Annotated in this window: 24 protein-coding genes; 8 read left to right on the forward strand and 16 right to left on the reverse strand. The window is 37.6% G+C overall.

Annotation, left to right across the window (positions count from 1 at the left end; translation table 11 throughout):
- Positions 1-36 precede the first annotated feature (36 nt).
- The 4 genes from ODE14_RS14600 (at position 37) to ODE14_RS14615 (ending at position 2,755) form a co-directional block, all read left to right on the forward strand.
- Entirely contained in the window at positions 37-498 is a 462-nt protein-coding gene (locus ODE14_RS14600; RefSeq protein ID WP_263601948.1) for a hypothetical protein, read from the forward strand.
- A 178-nt stretch (positions 499-676) separates the two neighbouring features.
- On the forward strand, positions 677-1,381 hold the full coding sequence (locus tag ODE14_RS14605; RefSeq protein ID WP_248389167.1) for a MotA/TolQ/ExbB proton channel family protein: 705 nt from the start codon (positions 677-679) through the stop codon (positions 1,379-1,381).
- Between the two features lie 59 nt (positions 1,382-1,440).
- Positions 1,441-1,839, forward strand: coding sequence for an ExbD/TolR family protein (locus ODE14_RS14610; RefSeq protein WP_263601949.1), 399 nt, complete (start codon positions 1,441-1,443; stop codon positions 1,837-1,839).
- A 34-nt stretch (positions 1,840-1,873) separates the two neighbouring features.
- Entirely contained in the window at positions 1,874-2,755 is an 882-nt protein-coding gene (locus ODE14_RS14615) for a ferric siderophore ABC transporter substrate-binding protein (RefSeq protein ID WP_263601950.1), read from the forward strand.
- A 14-nt stretch (positions 2,756-2,769) separates the two neighbouring features.
- On the opposite strand, the gene ODE14_RS14620 is transcribed toward ODE14_RS14615, so the two are convergent.
- From ODE14_RS14620 to ODE14_RS14660, 9 genes are all read right to left on the reverse strand, one after another.
- Positions 2,770-3,162, reverse strand: coding sequence for a hypothetical protein (locus tag ODE14_RS14620; RefSeq protein ID WP_263601951.1), 393 nt, complete (start codon positions 3,160-3,162; stop codon positions 2,770-2,772).
- 81 nt (positions 3,163-3,243) lie between these two features.
- Positions 3,244-4,647: a nucleoside recognition domain-containing protein gene (locus tag ODE14_RS14625; RefSeq protein WP_263601952.1), complete on the reverse strand. Its 1,404-nt coding sequence runs from the start codon at positions 4,645-4,647 to the stop codon at positions 3,244-3,246.
- Between the two features lie 157 nt (positions 4,648-4,804).
- A complete protein-coding gene (locus ODE14_RS14630; RefSeq protein ID WP_263601953.1) occupies positions 4,805-5,317 on the reverse strand; it encodes a DUF6973 domain-containing protein in 513 nt (170 codons plus the stop codon).
- A gap of 53 nt (positions 5,318-5,370) precedes the next feature.
- Positions 5,371-6,225 carry an acetyl-CoA carboxylase, carboxyltransferase subunit beta gene (gene accD, locus ODE14_RS14635; RefSeq protein WP_072885032.1) on the reverse strand — a complete coding sequence of 285 codons (855 nt, stop codon included), beginning with the start codon at positions 6,223-6,225 and terminating at the stop codon, positions 5,371-5,373.
- Positions 6,226-6,314: 89 nt separating this feature from the next.
- Positions 6,315-7,385, reverse strand: coding sequence for a class II fructose-bisphosphate aldolase (fbaA, locus tag ODE14_RS14640; RefSeq protein WP_263601954.1), 1,071 nt, complete (start codon positions 7,383-7,385; stop codon positions 6,315-6,317).
- Positions 7,386-7,455: 70 nt separating this feature from the next.
- Complete coding sequence (locus ODE14_RS14645; RefSeq protein ID WP_248389154.1) at positions 7,456-8,322, reverse strand: NAD kinase; 867 nt, start codon at positions 8,320-8,322, stop codon at positions 7,456-7,458.
- 7 nt (positions 8,323-8,329) lie between these two features.
- Entirely contained in the window at positions 8,330-8,980 is a 651-nt protein-coding gene (locus tag ODE14_RS14650; RefSeq protein WP_248389152.1) for a CBS domain-containing protein, read from the reverse strand.
- A 185-nt stretch (positions 8,981-9,165) separates the two neighbouring features.
- Positions 9,166-9,696, reverse strand: coding sequence for an RNA methyltransferase (locus ODE14_RS14655; protein WP_263601955.1), 531 nt, complete (start codon positions 9,694-9,696; stop codon positions 9,166-9,168).
- A 37-nt stretch (positions 9,697-9,733) separates the two neighbouring features.
- Positions 9,734-10,654: a bestrophin family protein gene (locus ODE14_RS14660; protein WP_263601956.1), complete on the reverse strand. Its 921-nt coding sequence runs from the start codon at positions 10,652-10,654 to the stop codon at positions 9,734-9,736.
- Positions 10,655-10,741: 87 nt separating this feature from the next.
- Between ODE14_RS14660 and ODE14_RS14665 the strand changes: the two genes are divergently transcribed.
- From ODE14_RS14665 to mutS, 3 genes are all read left to right on the forward strand, one after another.
- Entirely contained in the window at positions 10,742-10,906 is a 165-nt protein-coding gene (locus ODE14_RS14665; protein WP_263601957.1) for a hypothetical protein, read from the forward strand.
- A 92-nt stretch (positions 10,907-10,998) separates the two neighbouring features.
- The gene (locus tag ODE14_RS14670; RefSeq protein WP_263601958.1) at positions 10,999-11,868 is read left to right on the forward strand and encodes a cupin-like domain-containing protein; all 870 of its coding nucleotides are present in this window, start codon (positions 10,999-11,001) and stop codon (positions 11,866-11,868) included.
- Positions 11,869-12,022: 154 nt separating this feature from the next.
- Positions 12,023-14,611 carry a DNA mismatch repair protein MutS gene (gene mutS / locus ODE14_RS14675; protein ID WP_263601959.1) on the forward strand — a complete coding sequence of 863 codons (2,589 nt, stop codon included), beginning with the start codon at positions 12,023-12,025 and terminating at the stop codon, positions 14,609-14,611.
- Positions 14,612-14,616: 5 nt separating this feature from the next.
- Here the strand turns inward: mutS and ODE14_RS14680 are convergent, their stop codons facing one another.
- Genes ODE14_RS14680 through ODE14_RS14690 form a run of 3 tightly spaced genes read right to left on the reverse strand, consistent with a single transcriptional unit; the run spans position 14,617 to position 16,012 of the window.
- Positions 14,617-15,045, reverse strand: a complete 429-nt coding sequence (locus ODE14_RS14680; protein WP_263601960.1) for an energy transducer TonB — start codon at positions 15,043-15,045, stop codon at positions 14,617-14,619.
- Between the two features lie 53 nt (positions 15,046-15,098).
- Positions 15,099-15,545, reverse strand: a complete 447-nt coding sequence (locus tag ODE14_RS14685) for an energy transducer TonB (RefSeq protein WP_263601961.1) — start codon at positions 15,543-15,545, stop codon at positions 15,099-15,101.
- A gap of 38 nt (positions 15,546-15,583) precedes the next feature.
- The gene (locus tag ODE14_RS14690) at positions 15,584-16,012 is read right to left on the reverse strand and encodes an energy transducer TonB (RefSeq protein WP_248389144.1); all 429 of its coding nucleotides are present in this window, start codon (positions 16,010-16,012) and stop codon (positions 15,584-15,586) included.
- Between the two features lie 258 nt (positions 16,013-16,270).
- On the opposite strand from ODE14_RS14690, the gene ODE14_RS14695 reads away from it, so the two are divergent.
- A complete protein-coding gene (locus ODE14_RS14695; RefSeq protein ID WP_263601962.1) occupies positions 16,271-16,645 on the forward strand; it encodes a DUF2809 domain-containing protein in 375 nt (124 codons plus the stop codon).
- A 6-nt stretch (positions 16,646-16,651) separates the two neighbouring features.
- Here ODE14_RS14695 and ODE14_RS14700 read toward each other — a convergent pair whose 3' ends face one another.
- Genes ODE14_RS14700 through ODE14_RS14715 form a run of 4 tightly spaced genes read right to left on the reverse strand, consistent with a single transcriptional unit; the run spans position 16,652 to position 19,868 of the window.
- Positions 16,652-17,569, reverse strand: a complete 918-nt coding sequence (locus ODE14_RS14700; RefSeq protein WP_263601963.1) for a YARHG domain-containing protein — start codon at positions 17,567-17,569, stop codon at positions 16,652-16,654.
- A 33-nt stretch (positions 17,570-17,602) separates the two neighbouring features.
- On the reverse strand, positions 17,603-18,241 hold the full coding sequence (locus ODE14_RS14705; protein WP_263601964.1) for a DUF2306 domain-containing protein: 639 nt from the start codon (positions 18,239-18,241) through the stop codon (positions 17,603-17,605).
- 6 nt (positions 18,242-18,247) lie between these two features.
- Positions 18,248-18,655, reverse strand: a complete 408-nt coding sequence (locus ODE14_RS14710; RefSeq protein WP_248389137.1) for an energy transducer TonB — start codon at positions 18,653-18,655, stop codon at positions 18,248-18,250.
- A gap of 10 nt (positions 18,656-18,665) precedes the next feature.
- Complete coding sequence (locus tag ODE14_RS14715) at positions 18,666-19,868, reverse strand: NAD(P)/FAD-dependent oxidoreductase (protein WP_263601965.1); 1,203 nt, start codon at positions 19,866-19,868, stop codon at positions 18,666-18,668.
- Positions 19,869-19,922 lie beyond the last annotated feature (54 nt).

Raw genomic sequence — 19,922 nt, forward strand, 5'->3', positions numbered from 1 at the left:
AACAATCATATTATTACAGCTCTTTTTTAAGAAAAAATGAAAGGGATTTTAAAAATTTACCATCCGGACGAAACGCTAAAGTACAATATCAGAAACACTTATTGTAAAGCGGTTTACAGCAACCAGCAGCATTTTTTAGAGGTTGAGATCATCACGGATGACGGTCTGGATCATGTGGAGGATGATTCTCTGCAGTACAACTTTCCTCAGCTTTCACTTGAGGTTTTTGATTTCCCTATTGAATCTGCGGAAATAGAAGGGAAAACAATTATGATTAATGATTCTGATGAAGACACTTTTACAGAAGTAGATCTTTTTGATGATGAGGAAGCTTTTATCTACGATAATGAGCTGCTGTTTGATAAAAATGAAAAAGGCGAGCTTCAGGTTGTGTGGAAAGGAACCATTGATGATTTTTACACAGGCTCCAATGCTCCGATTCCTTTCAGGCTGAAATGCGAATTTAGCCAGGATGATATTGAAGTAGACGAAGATTAACATTTAACGTTCTCTTCTTCTCCGAAATTTTATACAGTTTTCTTTTCAGATTTTTTTGAAAAGAAACTTGCTGTTGTTGAAAATAACAAATTTTAATGTGTTTTAAGCATTTTTTAAGATACCATTTCATAATATTCCAGTACATTTGTCGTTACAACTCTTATAAAAATACAGATTAATGCTGATAACGGAACTTACTCAGATTTTGTTTGCACAGGTTGCTACACCTACGGTAGCGGCGGAAGATTTAGAATTTTCATTTTGGAAAATCATGTTTCACGGAGGTGCCTTCGCCAAAATAGTAATGGTGACCGTACTCCTGCTCGGTGTATTTTCCGTATATCTGTTCTTTGAACGTTTTTTCTTTATTAAAAGGCTTACCTCTAAAACGGATGCCAACTTCATGGATAATATTGAAGACTTTATCAAGGAAGGAAAAATGGAATCTGCCCTGGATTATTGTAAAAGACAAAACTCTCCTGAAGGCCGTATTCTGGAAAAAGGAATTTCAAGATTGGGAAGACCGGTTTCCGATATCGTAAGTGCGATGGAATCCCAGGCACAGGTTGAGGTTGCCAATATGGAAAAAAACCTTAATCTTTTGGCGGTAGTACCAAGTATTGCTCCGATGCTGGGACTTTTGGGAACGGTAATCGGGATGATCATTGCTTTCTTTAACCTTTCGCATGCAAGCGGGTCTTTTTCACCTAAAACGTTGTCAGAAGGTATCTATACGGCACTAGGACAAACGGCTGTTGGTCTTGCAGTAGCAATTCCTGCGAACTTTTTCTACAATTTATTATTAACAAGAATTGATAAGTTTGTATTGAAAGCACAGAACATGTCCGGAGAATTTTTAGATCTTATCAACAAACCTTTATAAATCTTCATATGAAACCGCAAGGTTCCGTCTGATCTTTAAAAATTAGTAAAAATAAACAGATGAAAATTCAGAGAAGAAATAAAGCAAATCCTGAGTTCAGTCTCGCAGCGATGACCGATGTTATCCTGTTGATGCTGATCTTCTTTATGGTAACATCATCCGCGGCCAATCAAAGTGCCATTGATGTAAAGTTACCTAAAACGGGAGCTGTTGAAGATAATATACCAAATCCTTTAACCGTAAGCATCAAGCCGGACGGATCTTATTTTGTAGACGACAGCCCTGTAGAAAAAGCACAGCTTGAACAGACAATCGTGAATAAGCTGACTAATCAGACCAATAAATCTTTTACGATCCGGGCTGATGAAAATACTATGCACAAAGATGTTGTTTTTGCAATGGAAATTGCTGAGAAATACAAATTCAATATTGCCATTGCGACAGTTAAAGATAAATAACAATTCCGAAACTTTCGGAAATGATCTTTTTAAAATGAGAAGCCATATTATAGATAAAAATGAACAAAATAGAGACCGGGTAAAAAGTGCGTTGCTTTCTATCCTGATCTGGTCTGCGATCCTGCTGTTTGTTTTTTTATATAAGCTGAAACCAGAGCTGGATGAGCAGCCTGAAATTGTAACCACCATGCTGGTGAATTTCGGAGACAACCGAAATGTGAGCGGTGCAGAAGAACCTGCCGATCAGCCGGGAAGCCTGGCTGCAGCAACAGAAAATGTTACTGATCCTGCAGAAGCCGCTGTTCCGGAAACCAAAACCGTTTTAAAACCTGAGCCTCAGCCTGAAACCCAAAAATCTGAAGCAAAAGAAAAAATCATTACTGGAAATAATTCAAAAATAACGGTACCTAAAAAAGAAGAATCCAAAGCGGAAACTAAAAAATCTGCTGCAAGCACAAGTGCTGCTAAAAACACTAAAAAATCAGGAGCGGTAACTTCCAATTCAAAAACAGGAAACGGTGACGGAAAAGGAACTGCAGCCATCGGAAATCTCATCAGAGGAAGAGGAACTAAAGCCGGAAGCCAGGGAGATGGAGCCGGCATCGGAAATGCAGGAGATCCTTTGGGCGGAGACGGAAACGGAGACAGTAGAGTGGGAATCGACAGAAAGCTGGTGGGCTTCATACCGGGAACAATGGGAAGAGGGGGAGCGCAACCTGCCAACAGCTGTACTGCAAGCGGAACAATCACCATATCTTATACGGTTGATAAAGCAGGAAATGTAGTGTCTGCAAGAAGATCAGGTGGAACATCCGATCCATGCATCACCTCAAATGCTATTTCTTGGGTAAAGAAATATGTAAAAGCTGAGAGAGCCAGTGTTTCTTCCACCGGAACCTATAAAATCACTTTTTAACATACAAAAGCACTTTAGTCAAGTGCTTTTTTTATTTCTGAAATTCTGTTGATAACCGGAAGTGCAAAAATACCGCTGGTCTGAAGATAGCGCTCGTAGAACGTTCTGGCTTTATCCAGAAAATCATTATTGCTTTCTGTTTTTCCTTTAAAATAAAAGAGATTACCCAGCATTTCATAATAATCCTTGTGATCTCTTTCTTGTCTTTCGTTGATCATTTCGATCAGTTCTTCTTTCGTTTTTGAAGATACTTCAGAAAAGTTCATCTTAAAAATATCCCTCATTAACGAATCGAAATCCAGATCTTTCTGCATTAAACTTTCTTCCGGTTTATCCAGAATGAGTTTTTCCAATGCCTGGCTCAGCTGACGTATTAATCTTAATGTAAATTCTTTATCTGTAATCATAATTGTGGTTTAAAGTTTAGCATTAAAGGTTATCATATGATGCTTCAATGTTTAAAACTTAAACATTGAACCTTGAGTTTTTTAAGCAAAAAATAAATATGCCAGTGCAATAGAAGTAATAATTCCCACCAGATCGGCCAAAAGCATTGCAATGACCGTGTATCTCGTGTTTTTCACAGCAACGGCCCCGAAATATACGGCAATCACATAAAACGTCGTATCTGAGCTTCCCTGAAGCACTGCGGCCAATTTACCCTGGAAACTGTCGGCTCCGAAAGTTGCCATCGTGTCCACCATCATTCCTCTCGCTCCGGAACCTGAAAGCGGCTTGATCAATGCTGTCGGAAGCCCGTCGACAAATCTCGCATCAAGATTCGCATGGTAAGCTACCCACTTCATTCCATCAATAATGACATCAAAAACGCCTGAAGTTCTCAACAAAGAGATGGCGATCAGCATACCCACCAAATATGGGATAATTTTCACACAGGTGTTAAAACCTTCTTTTGCGCCTTCGATAAAAGCATCAAAAACATTAATTTTTTTATAGACTGCGCCAAGAACAATTCCAAGAAAGATAAAAAGAATTAAGCCATTGCTCAATACTTTACTGAAGTCATCCAGTTGATCCTTACTAAGCTGTACCAGATACAAAACCAATAATGCTATAATCGCTGAAATTCCTCCAACGTAAGCAATCACAACCGGTCTTAAGAGATTGATCTTCTGATACAAAGATACTATGATCATTGCGGCCAGCGTTGCTGCAAAAGTCGCAATCATACAGGGAAGGAAAATATCCGTCGGGGTTTTTGAGCCCATTGAAGCGCGGATTGCAATAATTGACACCGGAATTAAGGTCATCCCACCTGCGTGGAGGCACAAAAACATGATCTGTGAATTGCTCGCGGTATCCTTATTGGGGTTTAAGCTTTGTAAACTTTCCATGGCTTTTAAACCGAAAGGTGTTGCTGCATTATCAAGTCCGAGAAGATTGGCGCTAAAGTTCATGAGCATATGTCCGAAAGCAGGATGGTTTTTGGGTATTTCGGGGAAAAGCTTTGAAAAGAAGGGCTGTATCAAACGGCTCAGAAGATTGATGCCGCCGGCTTTTTCAGCAATACTCATAAAACCCATAAATAAGGTCATAATACCGATGAGTCCGAGACAAATTTTCACGGCGGTTTCGGAGGTTCCGATCACACCGTCTGCTTCCTGAATACGATATACTTTCACATCCTGTTGTAAAGAATCTGTCTTATAATGGATCCGGCTATCTGCAAAATCCGGTTTTTGGGTCAGACTGTCTTTTACCAACGGAGAAAGCGTGTTCATTTTCTGTGTTGCAATCTGTACCGTGTCGCCGCTTTTACCTACCACCATATCATTAAATATGGTTTTATAATGGCTTGATGAAATGTATTTTACACTGGCAATGGCAATGGCAATAATAATAAAAGCCGACCAAATTCTGCTGAGAACCATCCGATTGAATTAATATGGGTTAAACTTATCAAAAAAACTTCAGATGACAAAGGGATGTGTGTCAATAGTCAATTCCTTCCGGTCAATCCGCTTCGCTTGTCAATTTTTAATCTTATTTAAAATTCACTTGCATGGCTAATTTACCATTCACATTTACTTATTTTTCATCCAGATACACCAAGAACCCATCAAAATCATCATTCAGGTTCTTCAGGACTTTGGCTTCTTTCATTTTCTTTTCGAGGCCGTCTATAAAAAAGCTTTTTTCAAAAAACTGGCGGTGGATTCCGGGAAGAAGTTCCATGAAATAATCCATCCCGAATTTATTATTGTGAAGGTCCATTTTCGTTTCCAGAGGTTTATTGGGAAACAGTTCTTCATGAAGGTCTGTCATTCTTTTGCAGAAGGCTAGTGCTTTTTCAGGAGATGAAATTTTACAGCAGTACATCATAATAAAGCAGCACCATAAAGCATGTCTGAAAGCGTTTCCAATTCCATTGGTAGAAGCTGTTTTCGGGAATTTTTTCTGCGCAATGGAATAGGCCTGAAGTGTCGCATGAAAACTTAATAAGGAGAAAAGAGGATGAGGAAGAACAAGCGACAAAAGACGCATGATCTTTTTAAGGCTCATGCTCCTGATTGTATTGAAAAATATACTGAACGTTCTCATCAATAAAAAATCTCTCTCCGAATCAGAGAGAGATTGTTGTATTTCGTTAAAAATTAAGCTTTTACAGTTAACAGATTTACGGTTTTAGAAACGGTATCCTTAATTTCGGTCCTTTTCACGATGAAATCAACGAATCCTTTTTCCTGAAGGAATTCCGAAGTCTGGAAGCCTTCCGGCAAGTCTCTTCCGATAGTTTCACGGATAACTCTTGGCCCTGCAAAACCGATCAGTGCGCCTGGTTCTGCCATGATGATATCTGCAGTCATTGCGAATGAAGCCGTAATTCCTCCAAAAGTAGGGTCACAAAGATAAGCGATGTATAAAAGTCCTGCTTCAGAAAGCTGAGCCAGCTTAGCCTGAACTTTCGCCAGCTGCATCAGAGAGTACGTTGCCTCCTGCATCCTGGCTCCGCCGGATTGGCAGATAATCATATACGGAAGTTTTTTCTGGATACAATAGTCTACGGCTCTTCTGATTTTTTCTCCCATAACTGATCCTAAAGAACCACCAATGAAAGCAAAATCCATACATGAAACCACCATTTCAGTTCCTTTTACGGTTCCTACAGCGTTTCTGATGGAGTCGGTAAGCTTCGTTTTAGCTTTAACTTCTTTCAGTCGGTCTGCATATGGTTTTGTATCTTTAAAATTCAGAATATCAATGCTTTCTACATTGGCGTCCAGTTCCGTGAATTTACCTTCGTCAAAAAGAATGTCAAAGAATTCTGCACTTCCTATTCTTACATGAAATCCATCTTCAGGAGAAACGTAATTGTTTCTTCTCAACTCGTCATGTTCTACGATTTTTCCTGACGGTGTCTGATGCCAAAGACCTTTAGGAACGTCTTTTTTCTGATCAGTAGAGGTCGTAATATTTTGTGCTTTTCTCTTAAACCACTCGAATGCCATATTGTTTATATATTGATGAAAGATAAATGATAAATGATGAAAACGGTTAATTGAGATCAACTATTAATCATCACTTATCATTAATAATTTTATTTAAGCGTATTTACGTTATTTAAATCTTCAAATGCCTGAACAAGTCTCTTAGCGAATGTTTCTTCTCCTTTTCTTACCCAAACTCTTGGGTCATAGAATTTCTTGTTCGGTTTTTCTTCTCCTTCAGGATTTCCGATCTGAGCTTTCAGATAATCAATATTGTTAACCATGTAATCTCTGATGCCTTCTGTGTAAGCAAACTGCAGATCCGTATCAATATTCATTTTAATTACTCCATAGTCAATTGCTTCTCTGATTTCTTCCAAAGTAGATCCTGAACCTCCGTGGAATACGAAATTGATTGGTTTTTCAGCAGTTCCGAATTTTTCCTGAACATATTTCTGGGAGTTATCCAGAATTTTAGGAGTAAGAACTACGTTTCCTGGCTTGTAAACCCCGTGTACATTCCCGAAAGCCGCCGCAATCGTAAAGTTTTCTGAAATAGCTTTTAATTTTTCATAAGTATAAGCTACATCTTCAGGCTGCGTATATAATTTTGAATTGTCAACGTCAGAATTGTCAACACCATCTTCTTCACCTCCTGTTACCCCGATTTCCACCTCAAGCGTCATTTGCATTTTCGCCATTCTTTCAAAATATTTAGCAGAAGTTTCAAGATTCTCTTCTAAAGATTCCTCGGAAAGATCCAGCATGTGAGAAGAATAAAGTGATTTTCCTGTCTGCTTGAAGAATTCTTCGTTAGCATCCATTAAACCGTCGATCCAAGGCAATAATTTTTTTGCACAATGGTCAGTATGAAGTATTACAGTCGCTCCGTAAGCTTCTGCTAGAGTATGAATATGTTTTGCTCCGGCGATCGCTCCTAAAACTGCCGCTTTCTGTCCGTCATTGCTTAATCCTTTTCCTGCATTGTAAGCAGCACCTCCGTTAGAGAACTGAATAATTACAGGGGAGTTTAGTTTCGCTGCAGTTTCCATAACCGCATTTACGTTGCTTGAACCAATTACGTTTACTGCCGGTAATGCAAATTTGTTTTCTTTAGCATGCTGAAAAATATCAGTAACTAATTGACCTGTGGCAACTCCTGCCGGGAAAATTCTGCTCATGTTTTACTTTTTAATATAAATTATTAGGGTTTGTAAAATTCCTGTAAAGGTAATCATTTTTGCTTAATTCTTAATTTCTTTTATCTCTTCCCCAAAGCAGCTTCTGGCGGATCGTTTCGTAGAAGCTGAGATTATTCGGCTGTACGAGAAGAATCTGGAAATCGGCTTTTTTAATGATGATTTCTTTATCCGTTTCGATATGTATCAGACGAGAGTCTAATGAAAGCGAATACTGTGGTACGCGGCTTTCCACTTTGAATTTAATTTCTACCTTATCATTCACCACCAATGGTCTCACATTGAGATTATGCGGAGCGATGGGTGTGATGACAAAGTTTTCGTTATTCGGAGAAATGATGGGTCCGCCGCTGCTTAAAGAATATGCGGTAGAACCGGTAGGAGTGGAGACAATAACGCCGTCACCCCAAAATACATTAAGAAATTCATTGTTGATATAAGAGTCTACCGTAATCATGGAGGTAGTCTCTTTTCGGGAAACAGTAACATCGTTCAGCGCATATGGAAAAAAGTCTTCTATTTCCGGAGATGTCACTTCAATAACAGAGCGTCGGCTGGTTTTTACATCTCCTTTTAAAATGGAATCCAGTGCATTGAACGCTTCTTCCTTGGTAAAGCTCGCGAGAAATCCCAGTCTTCCGGTATTTACTCCCACAATCGGAATTTCCAGATCTTCAATAAAGGTTAGGGAATTAACGATAGTTCCGTCCCCGCCAAAAGTGAAGAAAAGATCCACTTCTTTATCCAGAAGATCCTGTTTGCAGTTAAAGGTTTCAAAAATTTTTGAGAACTGAAGAGCTTCAGCCATTTCATCATACAAAACAGATTTTACGCCTCTGTTTTCAAGCTCGGAAATAAATTTGCTTAAATATAAAAAGGTATCTAAATCTTTTTTCTGGGAATATATGGCTGCCTTCATTGGTTTTTTATATTTCTATAAATTTTTGGAAAAACCCGAATCTGTCCTGAAGCAGATCTGATTTTTCATCAGAATAATACTTTTGCACAATCCGGTAATCATACCGGTCGAATGTTTCATCAATGGAGCTCAGATTTTCATTGCTTATTTTGATGGTCACCTGGATTACATCTTCAGACATATTGCTGATAAAAGCTCCGTAAAATTTGGAATTGTTGCTTTCTACAATATTGGCAATCTCCGTCATTGAATATTTTCTGGAAGAAGTCTCAATGGTGAGAATGGCTCCCGATTCTGAAAACAGCGGATATTTCGATAAGTCCTGAAAGATATCTTCACAGCTTATATAACCCAGGTATTTCTCATTTTTGTTGATAACAGGAATGATGTTGGCATTGAAGGTATAAAATAACCTGATGCTGTCCATAATATTGTTATCTTCAAGAATGGCGAATCGCTCGATCTGATGTTCAAGATCTTTTAGGGTACCTTCTTCTTCATAAAGAAAGTCTTCTGCAAGAGCACCGTAAAAATGATGGGATTTTTTGATGAAAATATGAGAATATCCAAACGCTTCCAGCGTATCTCTTGCTGATTCTATGGAGTCAGTCAGGCTAAAGCATGGAAAGTCTTTTGAGATATATTCCTTGATAAACATTGTGCTAATTTATAAAAAATTAAACGAAACTTTTTCCGAATGTCAAACTTTTTTTCTCTAAAAAATAAAAAAATGATTTTAAAATTTGTTTGTGACAAAAAATTGGGTATCTTTGTCGCCTTTCATTTTTACTTTTTATTAGATTTATTTCAAACTGCACTGTCTTTTAGGCATATGCAGTTTTTTCATTTCAGGGCTTTTGCAAACTCCCACATTACAATTCCGCCGCAAACACTCACATTGAGTGAATGCTTGGTTCCCAGCTGAGGAATTTCAATAAATAAATCAATATGAGCCAATGCTTCATCGCTGATTCCTTCCACCTCATTTCCCAGGATCACTGCGTATTTTTTAAACGAATCAATGGTAAAATCCGTAATCATTTTACTGTCTGTTGTCTGTTCAATCCCGATTACTTCAAATCCTTCTGATTTTAACTCATTAATAACGGTGATTATATCATTTTCATATTTCCAGTCAACACTTTCTGTTGCTCCCAATGCTGCTTTGTGAATTTCACGGTGCGGCGGCTGAGGAGTAATTCCGCAAAGGATGATCTTTTGAATCAGAAAAGCGTCTGCTGTCCTGAAAGTGGCCCCCACATTATGCATACTTCTGATATTGTCCAGAACAACAATTAACGGAATCTTTTCTGTCGTCTTAAAGGTTTCCACATCAATTCTGTTCAGCTCTTCCAGTTTTAATTTCTGTGCCAATGTATTTTTTGTTAATGGTTATAAATATGTACGATTTTTAAATGCTTCCAGATTTGTTATTTCCAGAATACATAATCTGATGAACACTTCTTTCAATATTCTGCGCGATCGTTTCCATCGGAATATCATTTTCGTCATTATTGAACGGGTCTTCAATTTCTTCGGCAATCATCTCAAGGCTCATTAAAACATAATAGACAAAAACCGTAAGCGGAATCATGAAAAGACCGATAGAGATCACATACGCCACGGGCAAAGCTAATACATATAAAATGATAAATTTTTTAACGAAAGAGGAGTAAGAATAGGGAATCGGGGTGTTTTTAATACGTTCACAGCCACCACACACATCCAGGAAGCCTGAAAGTTGCGTATCAAGATAGAGCATTTCCACATCAGTTATTTTGCCTTCTTTTTTAAGCTGATGAAGCTTGTGCGTCAGCAGGATCACAATTTCACTGGGACCGTGATGTTTGATATATTCTTCAATTTCGGAATAATCTTCGTCCAGCGCAAGTCTTGTAGATTCTTTTGAAAGATGCTTAGCCAAAAAGTGCGGGAAAAATTTCAGATACCGTGCAATCTGTTCGGCATTTTTCCTGTCGTCGGCAAGAATCGTGTTGATCTTAATCGCGAAATTTCTTGAATCATTTACCAGTTTTCCCCAGAGTTTTCTTCCTTCCCACCATCGGTCGTATGCCGTGTTGGTTCTGAAAACCAGCAATAAAGAAAGCACAAAACCCAAAAGGGAATGGATCATGCTCACATTGCTGATGGGCGATTTGGAAGAAAGGTGAAGGTATTCTACTTCAAGATATTCAATTCCCCAGGAATACAATCCTACCAGAATCATGGTCGGGAAAAGAATTTTCAGGGTATCGCTTTTATGTAGGCTGAAAAGGATTTTCAGGAAATGTTTGGTATTGTAAACTCTCATAAAATTGGTTAGTCCGTACAAATATAAAATTTCACTTTTACTTTTGTTTTACGGAAAACCATAAATTTTATCTTGTGATTCATTTTTTCTTTGTAAAAACAAATTACTATGGGATATTATCGAAAAGGGCATTTCAGAAGAGACGGAAAATGGGTAAGCGGACACTATGTAAGCACCTTTGGAAGAAAAAGAAGAAAAAACAGCTCGCCTCAGGGGTGCGCCATTTTGTTTCTCGGAGGAATAATTTCCATTTTAATTTGGTTACTAAAATAAAACTGAGGAAAATAAGGTCTGATATCGGTTAAAATTTTTACAAAATTCAAAAAAACCTTACTTTTATTTCGAAATTAAAAACACCACACCAAATGATCCTCGGAAACGTAGATATTGTCACTGATATTAGCAAAGAAGATTTTCAGAACAACTATTTTAAAAAGCATAAACCATTGCTCATCAAGAATTTTGCAAGCCGATGGGAAGCTTTTGATAAATGGAATTTTGATTTTATCCGCGAAAAAGCCGGCGGGCAGGATGTTCCGCTTTATGATAACAAACCCGCCGATGCATCCAAAAGCTCCGACGCACCGGTTACCCATATGAAAATGGAGGATTATATTGATACGATCAGAACGAAGCCTTCTGATCTGCGTATTTTCTTTTATATCATTACCGACCGTCTTCCGGAACTGCTTAAAAATTTCACCTATCCTGATTTGGGGATAAAGTTTTTCAAAAGGCTTCCAACGCTGTTTTTCGGAGGCAGTGAAGCGCATGTACTGATGCATTATGATGTGGACCTGGGTGATTTTCTGCATATTCACTTTGAAGGAAAAAAAAGAATTCTTCTGTTTGATCAAAAACAATCGGCTTTTTTATACAAAGTTCCGATGTCGGTGCACACGGTATATGATTTAGATTACGAAAATCCTGATTATGAAAAGTTTCCGGCATTGAAACATGCACGGGGTTATGAGATTTTTATGGAACACGGCGATGCGCTTTTTATTCCCGGAGGTTTCTGGCATTTCAACAGGTATCTCGAACCCGGATTTTCCATGTCGCTTCGTGCATTGCCCAACAAGCCAGCTGTCTTTGCCAATATGCTGTATCATGTATTTATCATGAGGTATACAGACAAGCTTATGAGAAAACTTTTTAAAGCAAAATGGGTGAATTACAAGCAGAAATGGGCTTATGAGAAGAGCTCCAGGGCTTTGGCCAAGCATAACGTTTAATTTTTCCCGCGGATTTTCACAGAATTTTATATTCTTTAACGCAAAAAAATTAAATTATTTATGTGATCTGTGCGATCTGTGCGAAATCATAAAGCACTTTACTGCTAATATTTTATTTCCTATTTTTACCGACCAATTTTAAGACAGAATTTTAATGGCAAAGGCAGCGAAGAAAGAAACTCCGTTAATGACACAGTATAATACCATCAAGGCAAAATATCCTGATGCACTTTTACTATTCAGAGTAGGAGACTTTTATGAAACGTTTGGCCAAGATGCCATTAAAACATCTCAGATTTTAGGAATTGTTCTTACCAAAAGAGCCAATGGAGAAGGACATATCGAACTGGCTGGATTTCCGCATCATTCTGTAGATTCTTACCTTCCGAAACTGGTAAGAGCCGGGATGAGAGTCGCCATCTGTGATCAGCTGGAAGACCCGAAAATGGTGAAAGGAATTGTAAAAAGAGGGGTCACGGAATTGGTTACACCGGGGGTGACATTCAATGATCAGGTACTTAATTCAAAGAAGAATAACTTTTTGCTTTCCCTTCATAAAGAAAAAGAAAAATTCGGAATTGCGCTGGTGGATATTTCTACCGGCGAATTTCTGGTAAGTGAAGGAAATCTGGAAAAGCTGCTTCATATTGTTCATACATTCGATCCGAGTGAAATTATTTATCAGAGAAGTGTTCAGATTCCGGAGCAGCTTAAGAACAGGAGTGCTTTTAAGCTGGAAGACTGGGCTTATCAATATAATTTTGCCTATGAAAAACTTACGAATCACTTTAAAACCAATTCGTTAAAAGGATTCGGAATTGAAAACCAGCAGCTGGCCATTACCGCAGCAGGGGCTATTTTTGCTTATCTGGTTGAAGATACACACCACAATTTATTATCTCACATTACCAAGATTCAGATTATTCCACAGGAAGATTTTCTGATGATGGATAATTTCACACTTAGAAATCTCGAAATTGTTTATCCAAGCAATGCGCAGGGAAAATCTTTACTCGATATTATCGACAGAACTTCTACACCGATGGGTGGAAGGCTCTTGAGAAGAAGGATTATTTTACCCCTGAAGTCCGTTAATGAGATCAACAGAAGGCTTTCCTTAATTGACTTTTTAAATGAAAATGATCATTTGAAATATGAAATTTCCCAGCTTTTGAAATCCATATCGGATCTTGACCGGCTAATGGGAAAACTGGCAGCGGAAAAAATTTCACCAAAAGAACTGGGATATCTTCGCCAAAGCCTTATTAATATTCATAAGATTAAAGGTTTGCTTCATCCTCACGCCGATGTGTTGGCGTGGCTTGATCCGCTGTATGACCAGGAAGAACTAATCAAATGCCTTCAGAATCACCTGAATGACGAACTGCCCGTGAACCTGGCGAAAGGAAATGTGATTAAAGACGGAATCTCTGAAGAGCTGGACAGACTAAGAGGATTGCAGTCGAAAGGCCGCGGTTTCCTTGATGAAATGTGTCAGCGTGAAATTGAAAGAACCGGAATTTCCAGTCTTAAGATTGATTTTAATAATGTTTTCGGATATTATATTGAGGTAAGAAATACGCATAAAGATAAAGTTCCGGCAGACTGGCTCAGAAAGCAGACGCTGGTGAATGCAGAAAGGTATATTACCGAAGAACTCAAAGAATACGAAAACCAGATTCTGGGTGCGGAAGAAAAAATAGGGGTTCTGGAAAATGAACTTTACAGAAAAGTGTGCGGAGACACGATTATTTATATGGATCAGATTCAGGAAAACTCACATATTATTGCGCAACTTGATGTGGCGGTTGGATTGTCCGAACTTGCTGTTTCTGAAAGTTATACAAAGCCTGTTTTAAATGAAACTTTTGCGATTGATCTAAAAGAAGCACGGCACCCGATTATTGAAAATGCACTTCCTTTAGGAGAAAAATATATTCCGAATGATATTTATCTGGATAAAGATTCCCAACAGATTATCATGGTTACAGGGCCAAATATGGCCGGTAAATCGGCTATTCTCCGTCAGACGGCAATTGTTTGCCTGATGGCACAGATCGGAAGTTTTGTTCCTGCAAAATATGCTGAAATAGGGATTCTGGATAAAATTTTCACCAGAGTCGGCGCTACAGATAATATTTCTGCAGGGGAATCAACCTTTATGGTAGAGATGAATGAGGCGGCTAATATTTTGAATAATATTTCAGAACGCAGTCTGATCCTTTTAGATGAAATCGGGCGCGGAACTTCCACCTATGATGGTGTTTCCATCGCCTGGGCCATTGCCGAATATCTTCATCAGCATCCTACGCAGGCAAAAACGTTATTTGCAACGCATTATCATGAGCTGAATGAAATGACGGTGAACTTTGAGCGTGTGAAAAATTTCCACGTTTCCATTCAGGAGAATAAAGGCAATATCATTTTTTTAAGAAAACTGATTCCGGGTGGAAGCGAGCACAGCTTCGGGATTCATGTGGCTAAACTGGCGGGAATGCCTGCAAAAGTAGTCAACAGAGCTAATGAAATCCTGAAAACACTTGAAGCCAGCCGCACTCAGGGCAGCTCTTCGGAAAGCATCAAAAGGGTAACGGAAGAAAATATGCAGCTTTCTTTTTTTCAATTGGATGATCCTGTTCTGGAAAATATCCGTGAGGAACTTACAAAGATTGATATCAATACTTTAACACCAATAGAAGCTTTAATGAAACTGAATTCCATTAAAAAAATGATTGGAGGGTAATTTATTTAATTTTTATCGAAAGTGATTGTTAAAGGAATACGAAATTTATAGCGAGCTTTTTCACCATTCAATTCACCAGGAATCCATTTATCTTTAATTTTTAAAATGGCCCTCTCTGCTTCTCTGTTAAAACTTTCATTGGAGCCGGAAGCTTTTACATCGACCATCGAACCTTCTTTATCGATAATAAAACTAATTTGGCAGGTTTCTATTTCTGCATTACTGATTATTTTTCGCGTTCTGAAATTTTTAATAATCCTATTATTCAATGCAGTTGTTCCTGATGGGAAGACAGCAGGTTTTTCTATTTCGATTTTTGCTCTGCCATTTCTCTCCACCATCAAAAGTTCATTAAGTTCAGCGGTTAGCAGGGGTTCTTCCTGGGCAGAAATGAAAATACAGAAAAATAAAAAGAAAATTTGTATTATTTTCACGGGTAAAGTTTTGATAAAGATTTAATACTATTGATTTAATGTAATTCTTCGTATTATTCAAACTGCATTTTTATTGGCAACTGAAAAATATACCGCACGGGAACATCATCTTTTTTCGCGGGAACCCAGGATTTCTTAAGACTTCTGACGGTCTTTTCTGCTTCTTCATTAAAATCAGAATTGTCACCCTGAGCTAAAATCTGTGAAATTGTTCCATCCGTTTCTATGGAAAAGTAAACGATTGTTGAAACCTGTCCTTTTATCTTTTCGAGAGCAGATGTGTCAAAATTATTGGCAAATTCTTTTCGGAACTCATTGATTCCACCGGGAAATTCGGGAGCAATTACGGAGTTGTTTTCATTATTCCGCTTTTCATAATTAAATTTCTTTGCAATCTCTTCCGGAATAGAGAAAGATGTTGTAGGCTCACCGCCGGAAGCCACCTGTGAAAAGTAGACATGGTAAAACAGTACAGACAGACAGATTAAAAGTCTTTTCATGATTAAATTTCACCAAATATAAATATTTAAATTTAGTTTTAAGATTTCTTCAATGTCAGGGGGAATGTATAAAGATACCGAACCGGTTCGCCATTCACTGTTGCGGGCTTCCATTTTATAAATAATCTTCTCACGGCCAATTCTGCCGCATCCGAATGTTTTTTATCACTTCCTGTTGCCGTTACAAATCGCACATATCCGTTTTTTTCAACAATGAAATACACTCTTGTGTCAATATTTTTGGATTTTACATTGATAATATCCATTTTTTCTGCAAACTGCCTTTTGAAATTTTCTATCCCTCCGGGAAATTCAGGTGCGGTATCTGCTTTGGTAACAACATCTTCAAGCTTCATTTTCTTTTTTAAAATTTCATAGTCAGGAAGTTGTGAGACGGAGCCGTATTCCGACTGTGAAAATAGAAAAGTGCTGAAAAAAAATGCTGAAAATAATATGATCTTCTTCATTTTATAAAATATATTTGATTGTTTCAGGACAGCAAAAATAACACCGAAGAAATTGTTAGGCGGAATAAAGAAATGTTAATTTTTAGTTGATTTGGAAAAAGTTTCGGCGCCCGCAGGGCGCCGAAACTTTTTCCAAATCTTAAAGAAAATAGGTTTCATCAAGTTTTAGATAAATAAATAATGAATTTTAAAACGGCAATCGAAATAAGCCTATAAATAATGAAAAATTCAATATCATTGCATCAAATAAAAACCCGGATGATCAGATTAACATTTAGTCTTACCTATTTCCTTATCAGCATAATCATTTTCGTTATTGAAATATTGATTGCCACAGTATTCAGTAATATATTCTTCGTAAGGGCTTATCTTGGGGATGTTATAGTCGTAATGCTGCTCTTTACGCTTGTTAAATCTTTCCTGATCATTAAAAACAATCACATCCTTATTCTGGGGATTTTCCTGTTTTCCTGTCTGGTAGAATGGACGCAATATTTCCATATTGCCGAAAAAATGGGATTACCGCCCGGAAGCATCATGTATGTTATCGTTGGAAATTCTTTTTCGTGGATTGATATCGCATGTTATGCTGCGGGATGCCTGCTGTTGCTTCTTTTAGTTCCTAAAAAATAAGAGGAGTTACCTTCCGAAACTGTCGTACTTATCCTCCGCATATTTGATGAAACGGTTGAGTAAGGCTACATTTTCTTTTTCCAGGGATGAAAGATCGTTGTCTACGTTATCAGAGACCGGAATGTACCAGTCGGTCTGTTCAAAGAAATTACGGTATGTTGCTTTTTTGAAGGAATAACCGTGGCGTGCAAATACGGAATTTTTGATAATTTCCATATCCAGCTTACGAAGGTTTTTAAGGTCTTTTTCAGTCAATTTCTGTTTAGAAGCATTGATCTTAAAAACAGCATCAGAAGCAATTCTGTTTTTGGAGGCAGTGTAGGTTTCCGTTTTTCCTGTTTCCTCATCGGTATATTTTTCGACAAAACTTTTTGGGTTTTCCCAGTCGATGAGGTCGTTGTCCGGACTTAGCATAAAGTTTGGATTATAGACAAATTCTTTTTTTATCAGCTTTACCCTTTTCGACGGCGCTTTTACGGCGGTTTTATTAAATGCGTTCCAGGTTCCGGTAAGGCTGTCATTGCTGAGTTTCACTTCAAACCTTCCGTCGGTCTTGTCATTTCCCGGTTCATCAAGGATGAAAGATGCTGCAGCTTCATTAAAGACTCCACGGAAAGGGCGCTGGTTTCCGTCTACAATACTTTGTCCGTATACACTGTCTTTTGTGATTCTGTTGATTTTCAGGGCTATTCTTTTATAAACATCACCTTCGTAATCTTCCCCGATTTCAGGAGTAATGATTTCTTTTCCTGCAAAATCTCCCATGTAAATCCCATAATATTCTTTATGAATTTCAGGCACAGCAAGAGAGTCTTTCTTTACGGTTATGCTGTTTTTCTTTCCATTAGAGTTTTCTGTTTCTTTTTTACAGCCTGTTAAACCTATCATCAGGGAAACTGTCAAAAATAATTTTAAATTTTTCATATGCAGTTGTTGTTTATTTTGGTGTCGATTAATTCAGATATATTTTTTAGCAATTAAATATTCAATGAATAAAAGGTTCGGAATCCAGCCCAGCCATGCAATAATCTGATATACATCCATCGGATTCGGATGCAATAAATATACTATAATTACTTTCCACATTCTTAGTGTAACTGCAGAAAGTGTAAGGGCAAAGCTCCGCCACATCCATTGCTGATGTTCTTTAAAATTTTTCTGCCGGGCTAATTGATACGCTTTGAAAGTTGATAACCACCATAAACAGCCCAAAATAACAAATGAAATTTTAGAATAGATTCCGCCATTGGCAAATATTCCCATATAAATTCCTGACGGCGCTGCAAAGACGAGAATTAGGAAAATGTATGTTTTTCCGATATTTTTATGCAAGTTTTTTATTCCGAAATCTTTTCTGAGAATTGCTAAAAACCCGCTAAGCAATACAAAAATACTGGTGTACACATGGGCATAAAATAAATATAAATAGTCCGGACGTTCTGTTACTTCCGTTTGTTTAATCATCAAAAAACTAACCTCTTTTCTCACCGGAATATATTCCAGCGTGATTTTCAGCATCAGCCAAAAGAAATATCCGAATCCAATGATTAAAAGGATTTTAAGTGTGATGGAAAGGTTTTTTTTGACTGAAAGCATTACATATTAATTTTCCACAATCATATTTATAGGTAATCTAAACTTAGATTTTATAGGTTTTCCGTCAAACAGTGCAGGAGTCCATTTATTTTTGGACATAATTTTTATTACGCGTTCCATCTCTTTATTCATGGAAGGATTATCTCCTACAATCTTAATATCTGTAACATTCCCCTCTTCAGAAATTGTAAGTAAGGCTTCAGATTGTACTTTTCCTTGTGCATGTATTTTCTCTCCTCTGAACAATTTCATAAACTCATTTCGAAACCCATTAACACTTCCTTGATATTCAGCAGGTTTATTGAATTCATTAATAACGATTTCTTTTCCAATAGGTTCTCTGGGATGAGAGATTTCTTGTGCATATATTGTCGTAAAAGTTAATAAGGCAACGCACGCAATTATTTTTTTCATAGTATATTAATTATAAATTATTCAAATCCTGCGCAATCAGCCAGGCTTCACTCCAGCATGCCTGAAAATTAAAACCTCCGGTTACGGCATCAATATTCAGAACCTCTCCGGCAATATAAAAATTAGGTAAAATTTTAGAAGACATATTTTTAAAGTTAATCTCTTTTAAATCAACACCTCCGGCCGTTACAAATTCATCTTTAAATGTTGATTTCCCGGTAACCTGAAATTTCTTTTTACAGAGATTTTCAATAATTCTGTCCATTTCTTTTTTTGAAATATTGGCCACCTGTTTATTAAGATCAATGTTTGATACTTCCAGAATTCTTTGCCAGAAACGATTCGTTATATCAAAAATTTTAGATTGTCCGATCGTCTTTTTAGGATTGGATTGTTTGAATTGCTGAAATATTTCCTCTGCACTATCAAGTGATTTTGAAATAAAATTAACTTCAACTTCAAAATTGTATTTCATTTTTGCAAGATTCACGGCCTCCCATGCAGAAATTTTAAGAATTGCCGGTCCTGAAAGCCCCCAATGGGTGATCAGCAATGGTCCGCTTTCTTCCGTTTTTAATTTCGGGATAGAGGTTTCTGCCATTTCAAAGCTTGTTCCTGCCAGATCTTTAAGCAAATTATCCTTTATATTAAACGTAAAAAGGGAAGGAACCAGATCAATAATGTTGTGTCCTAAACTTTCAATTATTTTTAAAGACTTTGGAGAACTTCCTGTGGAATAAATAATATAATCAGCCTCAAAATCACCCAGACTCGTTTGTATAAGATATTTCCCTTCCTGTTTTTCAATTTGTTTAACCGAGCATTTGGTCTTAACTTCAACATTTTTGCTACGAATTTCTTCCAGCATCGCATTAATGATCGTCTGCGAAGAATTGCTTTCCGGGAAAACACGATTATCGCCTTCAATCTTTAATGGAACTTTTCGGTTTTCAAACCATTCCATCGTATCTCCCGGCTGAAAACGGGTAAAAACGCTGAGGAGTTCTTTATTTCCGCGCGGATAAAACTGAATCAGCTCTCTGGGATCGAAACAGGCATGGGTAACATTACACCGGCCTCCTCCTGAAATTTTTACCTTTTGGAGAACATCTGAATTCTGTTCGAGAATAGTGATCTTATACTTCGTTGCGTCAAGGTTGGCAGCGCAGAAAAATCCTGCAGCACCACCGCCGATAATGATGATGTGTTTCATATTCTTTGTAATCCTATGCTCAGGATTATTTTTGCAAAACTACAATTTTTATAA

Origin of the sequence: Chryseobacterium sp. PET-29 (genome assembly GCF_025736815.1) — a bacterium.
Classification (GTDB): domain Bacteria; phylum Bacteroidota; class Bacteroidia; order Flavobacteriales; family Weeksellaceae; genus Chryseobacterium; species Chryseobacterium nepalense.

Excerpts from the sequence above, each read along its gene's own strand:
- accD (WP_072885032.1), bottom strand. The coding sequence starts at position 6,225 with ATGGCATTCGAGTGGTTTAAGAGAAAAGCACAAAATATTACGACCTCT.
- ODE14_RS14710 (WP_248389137.1), bottom strand. The coding sequence starts at position 18,655 with ATGAAAAAAATAATTGCGTGCGTTGCCTTATTAACTTTTACGACAATA.
- ODE14_RS14605 (WP_248389167.1), top strand. The coding sequence starts at position 677 with ATGCTGATAACGGAACTTACTCAGATTTTGTTTGCACAGGTTGCTACA.
- ODE14_RS14645 (WP_248389154.1), bottom strand. The coding sequence starts at position 8,322 with ATGAAGGCAGCCATATATTCCCAGAAAAAAGATTTAGATACCTTTTTA.
- ODE14_RS14630 (WP_263601953.1), bottom strand. The coding sequence starts at position 5,317 with ATGAGAACGTTCAGTATATTTTTCAATACAATCAGGAGCATGAGCCTT.
- ODE14_RS14705 (WP_263601964.1), bottom strand. The coding sequence starts at position 18,241 with ATGCTTTCAGTCAAAAAAAACCTTTCCATCACACTTAAAATCCTTTTA.
- ODE14_RS14670 (WP_263601958.1), top strand. The coding sequence starts at position 10,999 with ATGATCCTCGGAAACGTAGATATTGTCACTGATATTAGCAAAGAAGAT.
- ODE14_RS14685 (WP_263601961.1), bottom strand. The coding sequence starts at position 15,545 with ATGAAAAGACTTTTAATCTGTCTGTCTGTACTGTTTTACCATGTCTAC.
- ODE14_RS14665 (WP_263601957.1), top strand. The coding sequence starts at position 10,742 with ATGGGATATTATCGAAAAGGGCATTTCAGAAGAGACGGAAAATGGGTA.
- ODE14_RS14625 (WP_263601952.1), bottom strand. The coding sequence starts at position 4,647 with ATGGTTCTCAGCAGAATTTGGTCGGCTTTTATTATTATTGCCATTGCC.
- ODE14_RS14600 (WP_263601948.1), top strand. The coding sequence starts at position 37 with ATGAAAGGGATTTTAAAAATTTACCATCCGGACGAAACGCTAAAGTAC.
- ODE14_RS14615 (WP_263601950.1), top strand. The coding sequence starts at position 1,874 with ATGAGAAGCCATATTATAGATAAAAATGAACAAAATAGAGACCGGGTA.
- mutS (WP_263601959.1), top strand. The coding sequence starts at position 12,023 with ATGGCAAAGGCAGCGAAGAAAGAAACTCCGTTAATGACACAGTATAAT.
- ODE14_RS14650 (WP_248389152.1), bottom strand. The coding sequence starts at position 8,980 with ATGTTTATCAAGGAATATATCTCAAAAGACTTTCCATGCTTTAGCCTG.
- ODE14_RS14695 (WP_263601962.1), top strand. The coding sequence starts at position 16,271 with ATGATCAGATTAACATTTAGTCTTACCTATTTCCTTATCAGCATAATC.
- ODE14_RS14610 (WP_263601949.1), top strand. The coding sequence starts at position 1,441 with ATGAAAATTCAGAGAAGAAATAAAGCAAATCCTGAGTTCAGTCTCGCA.
- ODE14_RS14700 (WP_263601963.1), bottom strand. The coding sequence starts at position 17,569 with ATGAAAAATTTAAAATTATTTTTGACAGTTTCCCTGATGATAGGTTTA.
- ODE14_RS14620 (WP_263601951.1), bottom strand. The coding sequence starts at position 3,162 with ATGATTACAGATAAAGAATTTACATTAAGATTAATACGTCAGCTGAGC.
- ODE14_RS14690 (WP_248389144.1), bottom strand. The coding sequence starts at position 16,012 with ATGAAGAAGATCATATTATTTTCAGCATTTTTTTTCAGCACTTTTCTA.
- ODE14_RS14715 (WP_263601965.1), bottom strand. The coding sequence starts at position 19,868 with ATGAAACACATCATCATTATCGGCGGTGGTGCTGCAGGATTTTTCTGC.
- fbaA (WP_263601954.1), bottom strand. The coding sequence starts at position 7,385 with ATGAGCAGAATTTTCCCGGCAGGAGTTGCCACAGGTCAATTAGTTACT.